Here is a 16344-nt window from a genome sequence, read left to right as displayed (position 1 = left end):
AGTCGCACCGATCGCGAAATTGTTCGCGTAATCGATCGCGGGTGCGCGTGAGCCACAGACCGCGACCGTGATCGCCGCAGCGTCGAGGGCCGCACGCGGAAGGAGGTAGCCGGCGTCGAGCCGCCGCCGTGGTGAACGCCCTTCCGTACGCGAATCAAAGAACGGAGTTCCTATTCGTAATCGCCCGCCTATCGTCCGGTAGCCGCCACATACCGCGGACGATTCTGCTGTCGGACGCCCCGTAGTGTCCGGTTTCGTGGTTCGGCCGCTCGTCTCCGGCCCGGTCTCGAGTTCGCCGACTGCATCGCGCGCGACGGTTCGTAGCCTTTAGGACGCGGCCGCGCGGTGCATCGAACGGTGAACCCCGAGCGGATCTTCGAGGAGTTTCCCGCGCCCAGCTACCGCGGGGCACAGGAGCAGGCCCTCCGCGACATTCAGGACGCCTTCGCGGCCGGCAACGACGTGGTGTTAGTCCGGGCGCCGACGGGCAGCGGCAAGTCCCTGCTCGCCCGCGCGATCGCGGGCTGTGCGCGAGAGATCGACGACGCCGACCCGAGCGACGCGACCGGCGCCTACTACACGACCCCGCAGGTCTCGCAGTTGGACGACGTCGCGGCCGACGACCTGCTGGCGGATCTGAACGTCATCCGTGGGAAGTCGAACTACAGCTGCATCCTTCCCGACGAGCGCGACACGCCGGTCAATCAGGCTCCGTGCGTCCGCGAACGGGGGTACGACTGTTCGGTTAAGCACCGCTGTCCCTACTTTTCGGACCGCGCGATCGCGTCGAACCGCAATATCGCCGCGATGACGTTGGCCTATTTCATGCAGACCGCGGGCAGCGAGGTCTTCCGCAAACGCGACGTCGTGGTCGTCGACGAGGCCCACGGGCTGGCCGAGTGGGCCGAAATGTACGCGACCATCCAGTTAGGGCCCCGAACCGTCCCCTTCTGGGACGACCTGCGCGTCCCCGAAATCGACGACCTCGACCGAGCCGTCCGGTACGCCGAGAACCTCGCCCAGAAGTGCGGGCGGCGCAAGGACGACCTGCTCTCACAGGATACCCTGTCGCCGGCCGAGGTCCGCGAACGCGACCGATTGCAGGAACTCATCGGCGAACTCGACTGGTTCGTCTCGGACTACCGCGATCCCCAGAGTCCAACGACGTGGCTGGTCGACCAGTCCGAACGGTCGCAGGCCCGGACGAGCGATGATGCCGACGGCGACGACGATCCTGCTGGCGGCCCTCTGACGATCAAGCCGATGAACCCCGAGAAGTACCTCCAGCACACCGTCTGGGACCGGGGCAACAAGTTCGCGCTGCTGTCGGCGACGATCCTCAACAAGGACGCGTTCTGCCGGCAGGTCGGGCTGACTCCTGAGAACGTCGCACTGGTCGACGTCGAACACACCTTCCCCGTCGAGAACCGGCCGCTGTACGACGTGACGCAGGGGAAGATGACCTACGAACAGCGCGACGACACGACGCCGAAGATCGCCCGCACGATCGTCCGACTGATGCAACGACACCCCGACGAGAAGGGGCTGGTCCACGCCCACTCCTACGACATTCAGGAGCGACTCGCCGATTTCCTCTCGGACTTCGGCGTCGGCGACCGGATCCGGACCCACGACCGCGACGGGCGCGACGCCGCCCTCGACGGCTGGAAGGCCAGCGACGACCCCGACGTCTTCCTCTCGGTCAAGATGGAGGAGGCGCTGGACCTGAAGGGCGACCTCTGTCGCTGGCAGGTCCTCTGTAAGGCCCCGTTCCTCAACACCGGCGACTCGAGAGTCGCCCACCGACTCGAGGAGGGACAGTGGGCGTGGTACTACCGCACCGCCCTGCGGACCGTCATCCAGGCCTGCGGCCGGGTCGTCCGGGCGCCCGACGATCACGGCGCGACGTACCTCGCGGACTCGAGTCTGCTGGACCTGTTCGATCGCGCTCGGACGGACATGCCCGACTGGTTCGAGGCACAGGTCGTCCGGATGGAGCGCCCTGACCTGCCCGCGTTCCGGCCGGAGGACGCCCTCGGCGACGGCGGCGGCGCGTCATCGGCTCGAGGCGGCGGAACCGACGACGCCGGCGGATCCGAACGAGGTACGAGAACTGAGCGATCGCGGACGCGCTCGCGCTCCCGTCGGTCCGGCCGGTCGTCGAACTCGAACTCGAGCCCGGTCGCCGACGTCTGGGACACAGACGGCTAGTCGTATCGTCGACGCTCGCGACGAGGAGTATCGCAAAAATACGGCTCCGAGACGATTCGTTGAACGCGTTCGCGTCGACGGCAGCGTGCGCCTAGAGTATGGTGACGCCCCACGCGACCATCGAGGAGACCATCAGGATTGCGAAGGTGAGGGCGATAATCTGATTCCGATCCATACCGGATGGCTCTCACTACTCCGGTATGAATGTCACGACCGTCCGGGTCGCTCGGCGATTCTGCGCCGCCATTTCAGTCCTTCGTCACTCGAACCGCACGTCCACGACGACGTGGGCGACGCCGGCGCTGTGGCTCTTGACGCGGCGCTTCTCGAGGACCTCGAACTCGCGACCGGCGGCCTCACCCGCGGCCGCGAGCCGCTCAAGGGGGCGATCCCAGAGCCGGGATTCGGGCGTCGCCTCGTGGTAGTGGACGACGCCGCCAGGAACCAGCGCCTCGAGGGCGTCGGGGAGGAACTCGTGGGCCTCGTCCGTGCGGGTGCTGTCGTCACCGTTCTCGTCCGACCCGTCGGACCCGCCGCTGCCGTAGTAGCCCATCACCACGCGGTCGGCCTCGAGTTCGGCCGCGAGCTCCCGACAGTCGGTCATGTAGGCGTCGACGCGGTCGCCGACGTCGTTGAGCACGGCGTTCTCGAGCAGGTAGCGGAAGGCGGTCGGATTGATCTCGGTCGCTGTCACCCGCGCGCCGGCCCGAGCCATCGGGAGGGTGAAGTAGCCGATTCCGGCGAACATGTCGAAGACGTGCTCGGCGGCGCTCCCCAGTTCGCCCATCCGGGCCCGTTCGGCCTGGTTTCCCGGCGAGAACATCACTTTCGCGGGATCGAGACCGTAGCGGGTTCCGTGTTCGGTGTGGATCGTGTCGGTGTCGCGCTCGCCGGCGATCAGCCGGGTCCTGGGTTCGCGGTAGGTGCCGGCCGCGCCGTCGTTCGCAATCCCCTCGTCGGCCAGCACGCTGTCGGCCTCGCCGTGGAGTTCGAGCAGGGCCTCGCCGAGTTCCGCCTCGTCGGGACAGCCCTCGGGGACCGTCACGAGGATCACCGAGCCGATCACGGCCCACGAGCCCGGCGCTGCATCGAGTTGCGTGTCGGTCCAGCCGCGGTCGGCCAGCAGATCCTCGAGGTCGGGGCTGCGAGGCTCGGGCTCGAGCTGGCGGACGACCTCGATGACGCGGGTCTCCGCGGGCGGCTCGGTGACGGGGAGGGCGACCTTGTCGGAACCGTCCTCGCGGGTCGCGTCGCTCCCCGTCTGCTCGCGGGTCTTCGACCCGTTCGCATGGTCCGAGGGGCTCTTCGAGTCCCTCGCTACTCGCGTCTCCGAGGGCGTCGCTCCGCCTCGTCCTCGCGCTTCGCGGACCTTCCGCGAATCGTCGTAGACGCCCTCGGCGCGCAGCGACTCGATGGCCGTCTCGGCGCGGGGCTTTTCGACGATCGCCGCGAGCGGCGCGTCTGCCTCCGCGCGCTCGAGGACGTCGACCGCGTCCGGCTCCTCAGACATCGTCCTCGTCGCGGGTCGCGTACGGATCGTAGTGGCCGGGATCGTCCGCCTCGTCGCCCGTCCCGGGGTCGGGATCGGGCAAGATGTGCAGCCCGGCGCGGCTCTTCAGGACGGGCACCGTTTCGGCCTCGGGATCGAAGTAGTCCGGTCGGGAGACGGTCGTCGCCTGGTAGGTCTCGGGATCGAGCACCTGCACGGCGTTCTCGTCCTCGACGGTGACGACCGTAGTATCGACGGCGTCCTCGAGGTCGCCGAGTTTCCGCGCGTCGGGCGCGTTCCCCTCCTCGTAGCCGGCCTCGTAGCGCTCGCCGGTCGTCGCGCGGATGCCCTTGAGGTTGCCGCGGGCGCTGCGGACGATCACGGGCCCGCCGTCGTCGTCGGCGAGTTCGATGACGTCGCCGGGGGTGTACGGCGGCAGGCGGACGGCGAAGGTGACTCGATAGACCTCGTTGCCGTCCTCGTCCTCCGTCACGAGCGTCTCGGCGTCGTTGACGGTGCCGCCGAACTCCTCGACCATCTTGTTCGAGATCTTCTTGCCGATCTTGTTGGTCGAGACCTTGATGTTCAGCCCCTCGTCGACCTCGCCCATCTCGGTGACGAAGGCGTTGCGGTCGCCGGTCGCCTCCATGTCGGCGACGACGGTGTTGGCGATCTCCTTGGCGCGATCCATCTCTTCGGCCGTCGGCGTCCGCTCTTCGGCGCGGATCTGGACGATGCTGGCGTAGTAGTCGCCGGCGATCCGCCCGCAGCGCAGGCAGGTCTGGCGGGCGATCTTGACGGGGACCATCACCTGTTCCTCGACGGGCGTTCCGCGGACGACGCCCGTGAAGTAACAGTGCATCCGGATGGTGTTTTCGTCGATCTGTTCGGGCTCGACCTGCCAGGCGACGTCCTCGACGTCGACGTGGACGGCCAGCGCCTCGCTGACCTCCTCGATGGCGATGTCGGTGTAATCTTGCGCGCCCACGTCGACCCACCGGTTCCCGCGGTAGACCGCCCCGCACTGGGCACAGACCCGGACGTCGATCCGATCCGGCGCGTCTATGAAGTCGAAGCTCTCGAAGTAACACGAATCGCAGAGTTCGACCTCCGCGCCCGGCCGGAGCGGATCCGCGGCGGTTTCGCCGTCCGCGTCGGCTGCCGATCGCTCCGGAACGGGATCCCCGCACCGGGGACAGAACGCACGCGACTCACTCATTAGTGTCCCCGTTTGGGGGCTCGCGGAGTTAAACGCCGCGCTCTCCGCGATGCGGTCACGTCTGCGATTTCTTCTCGTCGGAGGTACCCGAACCCTCGTTGGTTTCCCGTCGGCGGAGCCACTCGACCGAGAGCACGCCGCCGGCGATCCCCGCTCCCGCGGTGAACCCCGGCATGCCGTCGTTGGCGTCTTCCTCGCTAGCGTTCTCGTCACCGTCTCCCTTGCCGGCGTCGCTGTTCGATCCGTCGTTCGTGCTTTCGGTGCCGTTGGTAGCTCCCTCGGATGTGCCCCCCTCCTCGTCGGCGTCGTTCGTTCCGTTTCCGCCGTCTACGTCGTCCGAACCGGAGCCCTGCTCCGCACCGTTCGCCCCGGTTTCGTTCGTCGGTTCGTCATCGGGTTCCACGGCTCCGTCGTCACCGTCTGATTCGCCGCTGCCGTCTTCGGCGTCTCCGCCGTCGTCTTCCGGTGCATCGTCACCGGTGTCGTCCTCGCCGTCCGACTTGTCGCCGGCCTCATTCGCTTCGGGTCGGATCGCGAGCAGCGACTCACCGCTGGCGTAAATCGTCCCGTCGGCCAGCGCGAGGCTCGGTCGTTCGTCGGTAGCGATCGCCCACTCGACCTCGCCGTTCTCGTCGAAGGCGTAGACGCCGGTCTCCGGTTCGGGCATCTCGTCCGCTGTGTAGCCATCCCCGTTGACGGTGGCGCCCGCGTAGACGGTCCCGTCGGCGACAACCGCGGACGACACGTGGTACATGCCGTACTCCGTCTCCCAATCGTTCTCCCCCGTCTCCCGATCGAACCCGTCCAGGTCGTGGGGCGACCGAGCGAAGAACCGTCCGTCGGTGACCGGTCCCGGCGTGATTGCGGACTCGCTTTTCGTCCGCTTCACGCCCGTTTCCGCGTTGTAGAGCGTCACGTGGCCGTTCTCCCACACGGCTTCGGGCTCCGAGTCCACGCTGCCGACGGCGACGACGTCGTCGGTCGCGACGGGGTGGCTGACCTGTCTGTCGCTCGGCGACGTAAAGTGACTGTACTCGTCCGTTCCCGCCGGATCGTCGTTGGTCCAGCGCTCGGTACCGTCCGCGAGTTCGCGCGCGAACAGCCGCGACTCGCTCGCAGCGAACACCGCGCCGTCGCCGACGGCGACCGGCTGTTCGTACAGCGTTCCGTCGGCCGGGTCGAACTCCCACCGGACTTCGAGGTCGCGAGCGTCGACGGCGTAGAGAATCTCGCCAGCGACGACGAGGACGCGCCCGTCCGCGACGACGGGAGACGGAATCGCCTCGTCGTAGCCGAGGTCGGCCTGACAACAGAGCGTGCCGTCGCGTTCGATCCGCGTCAGCCGTTCCCCGCCGACGTACACCGCCTCGTCCGTCACCGCGGGTGTCCCGCTCGCGCCGATATCGTCGATTTTCCACTCGAGCGAGCCGTCGGTGGCGTCAAGCGCATGAACTTCGCCGCCGGTCGTCAGGTAGACGGTGCCGTCGACGACCGCGGCCGGACCGCTGTGATCGTACTCCCAGGCGACGGTGACCGGCGCTTTCGGCCCGCTCTCGGGGACAGCGGCGTTGTTCCCCGGGTTTCCACCCAGCGACGACCAGCCGGCGGCTTCCCCGATCGACGCCGATTCGTCCTCGTCGGCAGCCGCGATACTAGTCGTGAGCGATCCACCTGCGATCGCGAGTCCCGCGTACTGCAAGACTCGTCGTCTTTCGTGTTCGACCATGATCAACCGACGGTCACTCGAGCCAATAGCTATCGAGTGGGTAGAATCGTTGTCACCTCAGAATCAGCGATCGTAACGGTTCACCTAGTGACAACTGTCGCGCGTACGGCCGAAACAAGCGCCGAAGTCGGAGATTTGTCTTCGAACGGTTACCGTATCCGACTAGTTGGATACTCCACGCGAAACGAAGGGGTCGGCGACTGTCGGCGTCGGTCGACACCCCTCGAACCGGTCGGACGAGCGTCAGACGGCGGTGGGTCTCGATCCGTCGGACGTCCTCCCGTACCGGTGTCTCCATGCGAAATGAAGGGGTTCGACCGATCGCTGACCCTGTCTCGCAGAAGCTAGTTACGTTCCGATCTCCCGACGCGGATTTCAGGCCCGGGACGGATCGACGAAACCATTATCGAACCGCGTCGCGTTCGGCCTCGATCCGCTCGACGTAGGCGTCGGTGACGGCATCGAAAATCGCCTCGCCGGCCTTGGCAGTCGCTTCGTCGGGATCGCCCAACACGCCGTTTTCGGTGATCGATTCGAACCCCTCGCTAAGCAAGCGCGCGGTGGAGATCGATCCCTCCGGTCCCGCCTCGAGCCGATCCGTCCGGACCAATCCTTCGTCGATCGCGAGGATCATGGCTGTTTCGGCGGCCCCGGCGTGGATGACGTCCTCCTGGTAGTCGATCCCGGCATCGCGGAGCCCCTCGTTCAACAGGGCCATGTGGTCGTCGAGGTCCGCGAGCGCGATCACGTTCGCGTCGATCTCCCGAGCGATGTCGGGCGCGACGGTCGAGACCGGCGCGAAGTTCCCGCCGTGGGTCGGCACGAGGACGACGTGTTCGAACCCGTGGTCGTCCAGCGAGCGGCAGTAGGCGCGGATCAGGTCCATCAGCGTCTCCGGCGGGACCGTGATCGTACCCGGAAACTCCATGTGGTGGCCGGAGCACCCGGGACGAATCGTCGGCGCAGCCAGCGCGTCACCGAGTTCTTCGGCGATGCGCCGCGAGAGTTCGTCGCCGTCCAACGCGTCCATGTTCAAGGGCAGGTGGGGTCCGTGCTGCTCGATCGAACCGACCGCCACGATCGCCGTTCGCCGTCCGTTCTCGAGCGCCGTTTCGACTTCCGGCCAGGTACGCTCCTCGAGACGTACCGAACTGGGAGCAGACATCTATCGATTCGACAGTATTGGTCACTGAAAATACGTCTTTCGTGCGTGCCGTCGCTGTCGACCTGGAGGGTGTCCCCTCGCGCGTCTCGTCAGGGCACTTATTTCTCCGGAGCCCCTTCGTCTAGCTATGAACTGGCAGGCGGACTGGGGATTACGCTTCCGGATGTTCCTGACGATGTTTCTGCTGTTCGCGCTGTACATCGTCTTCGCGGGCGTAATCGCCGCGTACATGGGTAGTTTCGTCGTCTTCATTGTCCTGTTCGGCGGGATGTCGCTGGCCCAGTACTACTTCAGCGACACGCTCACGCTGAAGAGCATGGGCGCGAAGACGGTTTCGGCCGACGAGTATCCCGAACTGCACGCCTCGATCGAGCGGCTCTCACAGCAGGCCGACCTCCCGAAACCGAAGGTCGCGGTCGTCGACTCCAAGGTGCCGAACGCCTTCGCCACCGGTCGCAACCAGAAAAATGCGGCCGTCTGCGTGACGACGGGGATCATGCGCACGCTCGATCAGGACGAGCTCGACGGCGTACTCGCCCACGAACTTGCCCACGTCAAGAACCGGGACATGATGGTGATGACCATTGCCTCGTTCCTCTCGACCATCGCGTTCATGATCGTCCGCTGGGGCGCGTTCTTCGGCGGCGGTCACAACCGCGGTCGGCAGGGAGGGGGCGGCGGCATCATCGTCGCCATCCTCGTCTCGCTGGTCGTCTGGATCATCAGCTACCTGCTCATCCGAGCGCTCTCGCGGTACCGCGAGTACACCGCCGACCGCGGCGCGGTCGCCATCACCGGCAACCCCTCCGCGCTCGCCTCGGCGCTGCTGAAGATCTCCGGCGAGATGGACAAGGTGCCGAAGGAGGACATGCGCGAGGAGGCCGAGATGAACGCCTTCTTCATCATCCCGATCAAGTCCGGCGTCGTCGGTCGCCTCTTCAGCACTCACCCGCCGACCGAGAAGCGCGTCGAACAACTTCGAAACCTCGAGCGCGAACTCGCCGCGTGATCGAGAGCCCCGGACGTGCATCCTGATCGACGCGCGCCGATCGTTTCTCCCGAACATGTTCCGTTCGAGTGGTGCTCATCCCTCCCGGGTATCCGCATGGCGGCGATTACTTAAGCGTGAATCGACGGACTGTACCGGCATGGTCGAACCGATCGGTCACGTCGCGATGGCCCTCCTCTTCGCGGTCCCAGCGTGGCTCCTGTGGGGGCGCCGTCCCGCGGTCACCTTCGCTGTCCTGACGCAGGCGACGGCGCTGTTCCCCGACGTCGATCTCTTCCTCCGAGAGCACTTCGTGCACCCGTTGCTCCAGCACCACGGAATTACCCACACGGTGCCGTTCATGCTTATCGTGGGCGTCGTCTTCGGTGTCGGCGCCGCGTATGCATTGACCCCGGTCCTGAACGCCAATCGGCTGATCCACAGCGACTCGATCACTCCGGGGACGACGTTCGTGTTCACGACGGCGGCGTTCTGGGCCGGCGGGCTCAGCCATGTCGCGGTGGATCTGCTCTCGGCCAAACCGGACGCGGCGATCGAACCCCTCTGGCCGCTGTACCTCGACGAGGTCGTCCTCAATGTCGTCGCCTACGACTCGACGCCGGTGAACCTCGGATTGATCGTCACTGCGATCGTCATTCACGTCGCCCTCTACCGCGCCGAGCGGTATCCCTACGAGACGCGGTGGAGCGTCGGCTGATCGCGCCTCGAGCGTCGCCTCCGAGCGCGTAAACAGCGGAAACAGCAACTGGGCGAACGATATGTTCCTCATATAGGGTATTTATACTAACGTAAGAAGTAGAACATATAGTGGTCTGTTTGCAGTCGAACTCTCTGCCCTCCGAGCGAATCCCGCCGTCGGGCACCGTCCGGTCGACCCGCGTCGGGATTCGGGACACCAGCGCCGGATATGAGACGGTGCGGAACCCGATCCCCGTCCCGAACGGTCCGGCTCGCGTCGGCTCTCCGGCGACTAACCGCAACGAGGTTCAAATAGGATGATCCGTCCGAACCGCCGCTCGGTTGCGGCGGCGCTCCTCGCCGGCGGGGGACACGTCGGCGCACTCCTCGCACTGTTTGAGACTCTCGAGTACACGACGGTCGAAGCGACCTCGTTGCTCGGTGTCTTCGCGCTGCTCGCGTTCGTTCAGGGCGCCGTCCCGGTACTGGTGAGCGCACACACTCGATTGCTCGCGCCCGCGAGCGGACTGGTCGCCCTGTTCTCGGGCGTCGTCGCCGTCGAACTGTCGGGGGCGGGCGATTCGGCCCTGCTCGAGATGTACGTGATGTCGATCGTCACCGGTCTCACCGGGGGTTTCGTGGTGTTCGCCGGCGTCCTCGAGTTCGCGATCCGTCAGGGGTACCGGCTGGGAGCCGGACGACTCCGGAATCTGCCGCCGCTTCCGGGGGACGACTCCAGCCGTCGCGTCGCGGTCGGTTCGGCGGGACTCGTCGGCCTGCCGGCGGGAGTCCTCGGGTTCTTCTTCGGCGGACCGGTGGTCGCGCTGCTCGTCCTCGTCCTCGCGACCGCGGCCGCCGCGGTTCCCCTGCTCGCGCTGCTTCGCGACGGGTTCGTCTCGCCGCTGGTCCCGTTCGCGATCGTCGTCCCGTACGTCCTCTACGGGCACGCCTTCTACATGACCGAGGTCAGCGGAATGGGGTTGCTTCTGCTCGGCCCGGCCGCGGTCCTGTCCGCCCTGGCCTGGAAGATCGAGCGGGCGGTGCGGTCGCGGATCGGCGGTCGGGACGGGACCGCGTTCGCCGATCGGAGCGATTGTGGATGACGATAGCCGTGCCGTCGTCCCCTCGGGCGCGCTGGACCGCGACCGGCGCGGCCTCGTCGAACGATGCTTTCTATCCGGTCGCCTTCGAACGGTAACGTATGGGACTACTCGACGGACTCCGCTCCGTGCTCGGCTTGCGCGCCGAGACCGACGCCAGACGCGACGCCGACCCCGAGGACCTGTTCGGGATGAGCACCGCCTACCTCACGATGGAGGCCGATCTGGGCTACAAGTCGGCCGACGTCGGCGCGCTCTGTTTCTCCGGCGTCGACTCGGCGAGCTTTCGCGACGCCGTCGACGAGGTCGAGGCCATCCTCGAGGCTGGCCGCGAGGAGACCGGCACCGAGTTCTCGGTCACCAGCGACGACCACGGCTACCACTGGGTCGTCCTCCGAGACGACGACCCGGAGGACCTCATCACGAGCATGCACTTCGCCGCGGACACATTCATCGAACGCGACTACGGCTCGCGGCTACTCGCGGCGGTGTTCGCGTACGAGAAGGGCGATGCCGCTTTGCGGCATCGAGACGGAGGCGGCGAAGCCGCCGAAGTGACGGAACCCGCCTACTGGATCTACTCGTTCCGCCGGGGCCGGTTCTACCCGTTCGCCCCCCGTTCGGGCCGGGAGCGGGACTCGAGCGCGGAGTTCAAACTCGAGTCGACACTGGACGGGGAACTCGAGATCGAACGCGACAAGGACTACTGGTATCCGCTCTGGCCCAGCGAGCGCGGGACCCACCCCTGGGAGTGAGCCGGCCGGGCAGCCGTCGCTCTCGCGCCGTCGACTCGAGCGCGCTGTCCCTGCCGAACGGCCGTCCGGGCCGATACCAAATCGTGTTGGCATCACCGCTATGCCCGACCACGCCATACTTAGAGATACGGCAGGAATCACTCCAAGCCACATCATCACCAACTGCGCCATACACCAGTTGCCCCCCCTTTTCCTGCCGCTTCCCACCCGTTTCCGGTAGTCACGGACTCGAGCAGCGTCGCGTCCACCCGACCGCTCGCGTCCGTTTTCGTCGTCTGATTACCGAGCAGTCGTCTGTTCGGAACGACGGGTAGACGGCTGATCTGCTCGGCCGGAGTACCTATAATTGCGGCCCCGTATTACCGAATGACCGATGCAATGAGAGATGTTTCCAACCCGCTCGCAGGCCGGCTATTCGCCGCTGCGGGGCTCGTTCTCTCGTTGTTCCACCTGACCAACCTCGTCGGCCTACGAGGGACGTCGGTGCGGACGCTCGTCGCGGTAACCCCCCTCCTGCTGTCTCTCGGACTAGTCGCCGTCGGCGTTCTGCTTGCTCGAGGGCAGTTGCTCTCCGCGTGGTTCGCGGGGCGGATACTGGCGTGGACCTGTGCGGGCGTGCTGGCGCTCTCGGCGCTGGGCGCGTGGCTGTTCGCCGCGACCGTGGTCGGCGGCGTCTCGCTTTTGAACCCGCTCGCGGCGATGGTCAACGTCGCGACCTTCGGCGCGCTCGTCGGCTTGCTAGTCGGTATCTACGATGTCCGGGGGCTGGAGCACCAGCAGTCGATCGAACAGTTAAATCGGATCAACGACACGCTTCGCATCGCGACGCGAGAGCTAGTGGACAAGACGGAGCGAGCGGAACTCGAGCAGGCCGTCTGCAACCGATTGAGCGAGTCCGATCCCTACGAGGCCGTCTGGATCGGCCGCTACGACGAGGGCGACGCCCACGTTCGCCCCGCGGCGTGGTCGGGATTCGACGACGAGTATTTCAAGTCGCTCGAGGTTTCGGTCGACGACAGTCCGACTGGAACCGGCCCCGGCGGGCGCGCGATCAAGACTCGTGAACTCCAGTGCGTGCCGAACGTGTTCGAGGATCCGACGATGGAGCCGTGGTGGGACCAGATGGAGAGCCACGGCGTCGAGTCGCTCGCGGTCGTCCCGATCGATCACGGCGACACCGTCTACGGATTCTTCAGCATCTACGCAGACCGCCAGAACGTGTTCGACGACCACGAGCGGGAAGTTCTCGCGGAACTCGGGGAGACGATCGGTCATGCCATCGCCTCGATCGACGCGCGCGAGCGCCTCGGGGAACGCGAGCACGAACTGGCTCGGCAGAACGAGCGGCTGGATGCGTTCGCCGGCGTCGTCTCCCACGACCTCCGGAACCCGCTGAACGTCGCGACGGGCAATCTCGAGCTCGCGCTCGAGGAGCACGACGACGACTCCCTCCATCAGGCCGCGGACGCGTTGGCCCGGATGGATGCCCTCATCGGCGATCTGTTGACGCTTGCGCGACAGGGCAAGCTGGTCGACGACTGCACGCACGTCCCGTTTCGTCCCGTCGTCGAAGCGGCGTGGTCGACGGTCGGGACGTCCGGGGCGGTGCTCCGGATCGACGGCGATCTCGGCGTCATCTCCTGTGACCGAGATCGACTGCAGCAGCTTCTCGAGAACCTGTTTCGAAACTCCCTGGAGCACGGCACGACGAACGGCCGGCCCGCGGCCGGCGAGGGCGCGGAACGCACGGATAGCGCCGACCCGGCGGTGACCGTGACCGTCCGCCGGACGGACGAGGGGTTCGTCGTCGAAGACGACGGCCCCGGAATCCCGGCCGCCAGTCGTCAGTCGGTGTTCGAAATGGGGTACACGACGAGCGATTCGGGTACCGGGTTCGGTCTCAATATCGTCCAAAGCATCGCCGAGGCCCACGGCTGGGACGTCTCGGTCGGCGAGAGCCCCGCGGGGGGCGTCCGCTTCGAGTTCACCGGTCTCGAGTCGGCCGAGTTAGAGTCCGCCTCCTCCTGACCAGCGGGTTCGATCCAGCGAGTTCGAGCGATGGCATCGATTCGCCGCGGTCGCATCGATTAATACCCGTCCGCTCGGTAACACCATCCAGTGAGCGACTGGAACCAGTTCAAGGGCGACCCGCACCGTTCGGGCGTCCGCCGCGACACAGCGGGACCGAACCGCGTTACGGAAGTCTGGACGGCCGACCTCGTCGGCCCGCCGGGGTCGCCGGTTCTCGACCGCGACACCGTCTTCGTCGGCACGCGGCGGGGCGACTGCTACGCCCTCGAGCGCGAGACCGGCCGCCGTCGCTGGACGGTCGAGACGGCGGGTGAAGTCGAGACGGCACCGGTCGTCGGGCGCGACGGTCTCTACCTCGCCGTCGGTGACGGAACCGTTCGCGCACTCGACCCCAGGACCGGCGAGCAGCGCTGGGAAACCGAACTCGCGGGCGCGCTCGAGTCGCCGCTCGCGCTGTCCGACGGCCTGCTCTACGCCGGCCACGCGGCCGGCCTCTCGGCGCTCGAGGCCGAGACGGGAACCCCCGTCTGGACCCACGAGACTGAGACCGCGGTCGCCGGCGCGCCGGCGGTCGACCGCGCCGAGGACCGGGAGCGACGGGGGTGGGGAGCGGACCCCGACGAAACGGAGATCGACCTGCTGTCGCTCGACGACGCCGAGATGGACGAAGGAGTGAGCGACCGGGATCGGGTCTACGTCGGCACCGCCGCCGGGACGGTGATCGCGCTCGAGGCGGGCACCGGCGAGAAACTGTGGAACGCACCGACCAGCGGCGCGGTCGTCGACGGGCCGACGGTCGCCGATGGACGCGTGTACGTCGCCGACGAGGACGGCACGCTGGTCGCGTTCCACGCCGACACCGGGCAGTCGTGGTTCACCTACGAGATCCAGGACGGGTTTACGTCCTCCCCGACCGTCCTCCCCGGAGCCGACGCGACGTTCGTCGGCGCCGCCGACGGCTACCTCCACGTCACCGACACCACCTTCGGCCGGCGCAAACTGCGGGGGTGGCTGTTCTCGAAGAAGGGCGTCGCCCTCGACGGCCCGGTTCGCTCGAGTCCCGTCGTCGCCGGCGACGTGCTCTGTATCGGCGACGCCACCGGCTCGCTGTACGGCGTCGACGTCTCCGGCGACGCCGAGGACTGCGATCTGGACTGGTTCGTCGACCTCGAACGCGGGATTGCAGGAACGCCCGCGCTCGCCGCCGACGCGCTGTTCGTCGGAACCGACGACGGTCGACTCCACTGCCTCGAGTGGGAGTCCGATCGGTCGACGCCGTGACCGGCCGAGAAACGCTCGTTTCGTCCGCGGTTCGGTCTCGGTATTTCTGATAAACCTACTGATGGGTCCGCGAACGACCCCCGTTCCCGCCCACAGTTTCACTTTCACTTCCCTGTTAACGAGGGTTTATGAGGGGTCCGGCACAAGGAGTGGATATGCCTGAAGCAGACCTCGAGACGCTCCCTGGCGTCGGACCGGCAACCGCAGACAAGCTCCACGACGCTGGCTTCGATTCCTTCCAGAGCCTCGCCGTCGCCTCGCCCTCGGAACTGTCGAACACGGCGGACGTCGGCGAGTCCACCGCGTCCGACATCGTCCGCGCCGCCCGCGACGCGGCCGACATCGGCGGCTTCGAGACCGGGTCGACCGTCCTCGAGCGACGAAACGAGATCGGCAAACTGAGCTGGCACAACGACGAGGTCGACGACCTGCTCGGCGGCGGCATCGAAACGCAGTCGATCACCGAAGTCTACGGCGAGTTCGGCGCCGGTAAGTCCCAGGTCACCCACCAGATGGCGGTCAACGTCCAGCTTCCCAAGGAGGTCGGCGGCCTCCACGGCTGTGCGATCTTCGTGGACAGCGAGGACACGTTCCGCCCCGAGCGAATCGACGACATGGTCCGCGGCCTGCCCGACGAGGCCATCAACGCGACGCTCGAGGACCGCGAGATCGAGGGCTCGGCCGACGACGAGGCCGCCGTCGACGAACTCATCGAGGACGTCCTCGACAAGATCCACGTCGCGAAGGCGTTCAACTCCAACCACCAGATGCTGCTGGCCGAGAAGGCCAAGGAACTCGCGGGTGAACACGAGGACTCGGAGTACCCCGTCCGCCTGCTCTGCGTCGACTCGCTGACCGCCCACTTCCGCGCCGAGTACGTCGGCCGCGGCGAACTCGCGGACCGACAGCAGAAACTCAACAAGCACCTCCACGACCTCGACAAGGTCGGCAACCTCTACAACACCGCCGTCATCGTCACGAATCAGGTTGCCTCGAACCCCGACTCGTTCTTCGGCGACCCGACCCAGCCGATCGGCGGCAACATCCTCGGCCACAAGTCTACGTTCCGCATCTACCTCCGCAAGTCCAAGGGCGACAAGCGGATCGTCCGCCTGGTTGACGCGCCGAACCTCGCCGACGGCGAGGCCGTCATGCGCGTCCAGGACGAAGGCCTGAAGCCGGAATAACGCGCCGTTCCGCGGTTCGATTTTTGTTTTTGGTCGGTTACGCGAGTGACTCGAGCGAGACGCTGATCGTCTCGTCGCCGTCATCAGAAGCAGTCGCTTCTGATTGGCTCGCGGGAACTTCGCTCCCGAGAACGTCGACCGTAATGCAGACCTCGTACCCTGCATAGTCGAACGCGACGCGACCGGCGCGAGGATGACCACGTCTGGCCGGCGCGAACAATCCGTCCAGCGCTTCGGAGTCGATCACGTCCCACAGCGGCGGCAGCGTCAGCGGATCGCAGCGTTCGACGTCGATCACCGCGTCGACGACGGCTTCGGTTATCGAGTCGGATGGCGGGGTATCCGTCGACAGCGAGTGGATAATCATCGAAATCGGTACTCTCCCTGCTATTATATAGCTGTCTGCGGCTGTAATCGGTTTCGAAATTCGAACTCCAGCCATTCTGTGACCGTCCCCCGAGTGACATCCTCAGCCGACCGATCGAATCTCTCG

Annotated in this window: 13 protein-coding genes; 8 read left to right on the top strand and 5 right to left on the bottom strand. The window is 66.5% G+C overall.

Annotated elements, in window-relative coordinates:
- Window positions 1-357: 357 nt before the first annotated feature.
- Window positions 358-2211 (top strand): helicase C-terminal domain-containing protein, encoded by a 1854-nt coding sequence (locus EH209_RS16040; protein WP_126664250.1) that lies wholly within the window; start codon window positions 358-360, stop codon window positions 2209-2211.
- A 259-nt stretch (window positions 2212-2470) separates the two neighbouring features.
- On the opposite strand, the gene EH209_RS16035 is transcribed toward EH209_RS16040, so the two are convergent.
- The 4 genes from EH209_RS16035 to EH209_RS16020 all read right to left on the bottom strand — a co-directional run bounded on the left by EH209_RS16035 (window position 2471) and on the right by EH209_RS16020 (window position 7810).
- A complete protein-coding gene (locus EH209_RS16035) occupies window positions 2471-3721 on the bottom strand; it encodes a class I SAM-dependent methyltransferase (protein WP_126663869.1) in 1251 nt (416 codons plus the stop codon).
- Window positions 3714-4919 (bottom strand): 60S ribosomal export protein NMD3, encoded by a 1206-nt coding sequence (locus EH209_RS16030; RefSeq protein ID WP_126663868.1) that lies wholly within the window; start codon window positions 4917-4919, stop codon window positions 3714-3716. The genes EH209_RS16035 and EH209_RS16030 overlap by 8 nt, the downstream gene beginning before the upstream one ends.
- A 55-nt stretch (window positions 4920-4974) precedes the next feature.
- The gene (locus EH209_RS16025; protein ID WP_126663867.1) at window positions 4975-6645 is read right to left on the bottom strand and encodes an outer membrane protein assembly factor BamB family protein; all 1671 of its coding nucleotides are present in this window, start codon (window positions 6643-6645) and stop codon (window positions 4975-4977) included.
- Between the two features lie 403 nt (window positions 6646-7048).
- On the bottom strand, window positions 7049-7810 hold the full coding sequence (locus EH209_RS16020; RefSeq protein ID WP_126663866.1) for a creatininase family protein: 762 nt from the start codon (window positions 7808-7810) through the stop codon (window positions 7049-7051).
- A gap of 127 nt (window positions 7811-7937) precedes the next feature.
- Here EH209_RS16020 and htpX point away from each other — a divergent pair, with 127 nt between their 5' ends.
- The 7 genes from htpX (at window position 7938) to radA (ending at window position 15851) form a co-directional block, all read left to right on the top strand.
- On the top strand, window positions 7938-8819 hold the full coding sequence (gene htpX, locus EH209_RS16015; RefSeq protein ID WP_126663865.1) for a zinc metalloprotease HtpX: 882 nt from the start codon (window positions 7938-7940) through the stop codon (window positions 8817-8819).
- Between the two features lie 139 nt (window positions 8820-8958).
- Window positions 8959-9516 carry a metal-dependent hydrolase gene (locus EH209_RS16010; RefSeq protein WP_126663864.1) on the top strand — a complete coding sequence of 186 codons (558 nt, stop codon included), beginning with the start codon at window positions 8959-8961 and terminating at the stop codon, window positions 9514-9516.
- 298 nt (window positions 9517-9814) lie between these two features.
- Window positions 9815-10600, top strand: coding sequence for a hypothetical protein (locus tag EH209_RS16005; protein WP_126663863.1), 786 nt, complete (start codon window positions 9815-9817; stop codon window positions 10598-10600).
- A 98-nt stretch (window positions 10601-10698) separates the two neighbouring features.
- On the top strand, window positions 10699-11352 hold the full coding sequence (gene pspAB / locus EH209_RS16000) for a PspA-associated protein PspAB (protein WP_126663862.1): 654 nt from the start codon (window positions 10699-10701) through the stop codon (window positions 11350-11352).
- 378 nt (window positions 11353-11730) lie between these two features.
- The gene (locus EH209_RS15995) at window positions 11731-13380 is read left to right on the top strand and encodes a GAF domain-containing sensor histidine kinase (RefSeq protein ID WP_126663861.1); all 1650 of its coding nucleotides are present in this window, start codon (window positions 11731-11733) and stop codon (window positions 13378-13380) included.
- 90 nt (window positions 13381-13470) lie between these two features.
- Window positions 13471-14664, top strand: coding sequence for an outer membrane protein assembly factor BamB family protein (locus tag EH209_RS15990; RefSeq protein WP_126663860.1), 1194 nt, complete (start codon window positions 13471-13473; stop codon window positions 14662-14664).
- Window positions 14665-14819: 155 nt separating this feature from the next.
- Entirely contained in the window at window positions 14820-15851 is a 1032-nt protein-coding gene (gene radA, locus EH209_RS15985; protein ID WP_126663859.1) for a DNA repair and recombination protein RadA, read from the top strand.
- Between the two features lie 37 nt (window positions 15852-15888).
- Here radA and EH209_RS15980 read toward each other — a convergent pair whose 3' ends face one another.
- A complete protein-coding gene (locus tag EH209_RS15980; protein ID WP_126663858.1) occupies window positions 15889-16218 on the bottom strand; it encodes a HalOD1 output domain-containing protein in 330 nt (109 codons plus the stop codon).
- Window positions 16219-16344: the final 126 nt, after the last annotated feature.

The sequence above is a fragment of the Haloterrigena salifodinae genome, from assembly GCF_003977755.1.
Taxonomy (GTDB): Archaea; Halobacteriota; Halobacteria; order Halobacteriales; family Natrialbaceae; genus Haloterrigena; species Haloterrigena salifodinae.
Note: the sequence above shows the minus strand (reverse complement) of the source record. Positions and strands in the feature narration are given on the sequence as shown.

Bases quoted from the DNA above. Each gene is read 5' to 3' on its own strand.
- EH209_RS16035 (WP_126663869.1), bottom strand. From the start codon at position 3,721: ATGTCTGAGGAGCCGGACGCGGTCGACGTCCTCGAGCGCGCGGAGGCA.
- EH209_RS16030 (WP_126663868.1), bottom strand. From the start codon at position 4,919: ATGAGTGAGTCGCGTGCGTTCTGTCCCCGGTGCGGGGATCCCGTTCCG.
- EH209_RS16025 (WP_126663867.1), bottom strand. From the start codon at position 6,645: ATGGTCGAACACGAAAGACGACGAGTCTTGCAGTACGCGGGACTCGCG.
- EH209_RS16020 (WP_126663866.1), bottom strand. From the start codon at position 7,810: ATGTCTGCTCCCAGTTCGGTACGTCTCGAGGAGCGTACCTGGCCGGAA.
- htpX (WP_126663865.1), top strand. From the start codon at position 7,938: ATGAACTGGCAGGCGGACTGGGGATTACGCTTCCGGATGTTCCTGACG.
- EH209_RS16010 (WP_126663864.1), top strand. From the start codon at position 8,959: ATGGTCGAACCGATCGGTCACGTCGCGATGGCCCTCCTCTTCGCGGTC.
- EH209_RS16005 (WP_126663863.1), top strand. From the start codon at position 9,815: ATGATCCGTCCGAACCGCCGCTCGGTTGCGGCGGCGCTCCTCGCCGGC.
- pspAB (WP_126663862.1), top strand. From the start codon at position 10,699: ATGGGACTACTCGACGGACTCCGCTCCGTGCTCGGCTTGCGCGCCGAG.
- EH209_RS15995 (WP_126663861.1), top strand. From the start codon at position 11,731: ATGAGAGATGTTTCCAACCCGCTCGCAGGCCGGCTATTCGCCGCTGCG.
- radA (WP_126663859.1), top strand. From the start codon at position 14,820: ATGCCTGAAGCAGACCTCGAGACGCTCCCTGGCGTCGGACCGGCAACC.
- EH209_RS15980 (WP_126663858.1), bottom strand. From the start codon at position 16,218: ATGATTATCCACTCGCTGTCGACGGATACCCCGCCATCCGACTCGATA.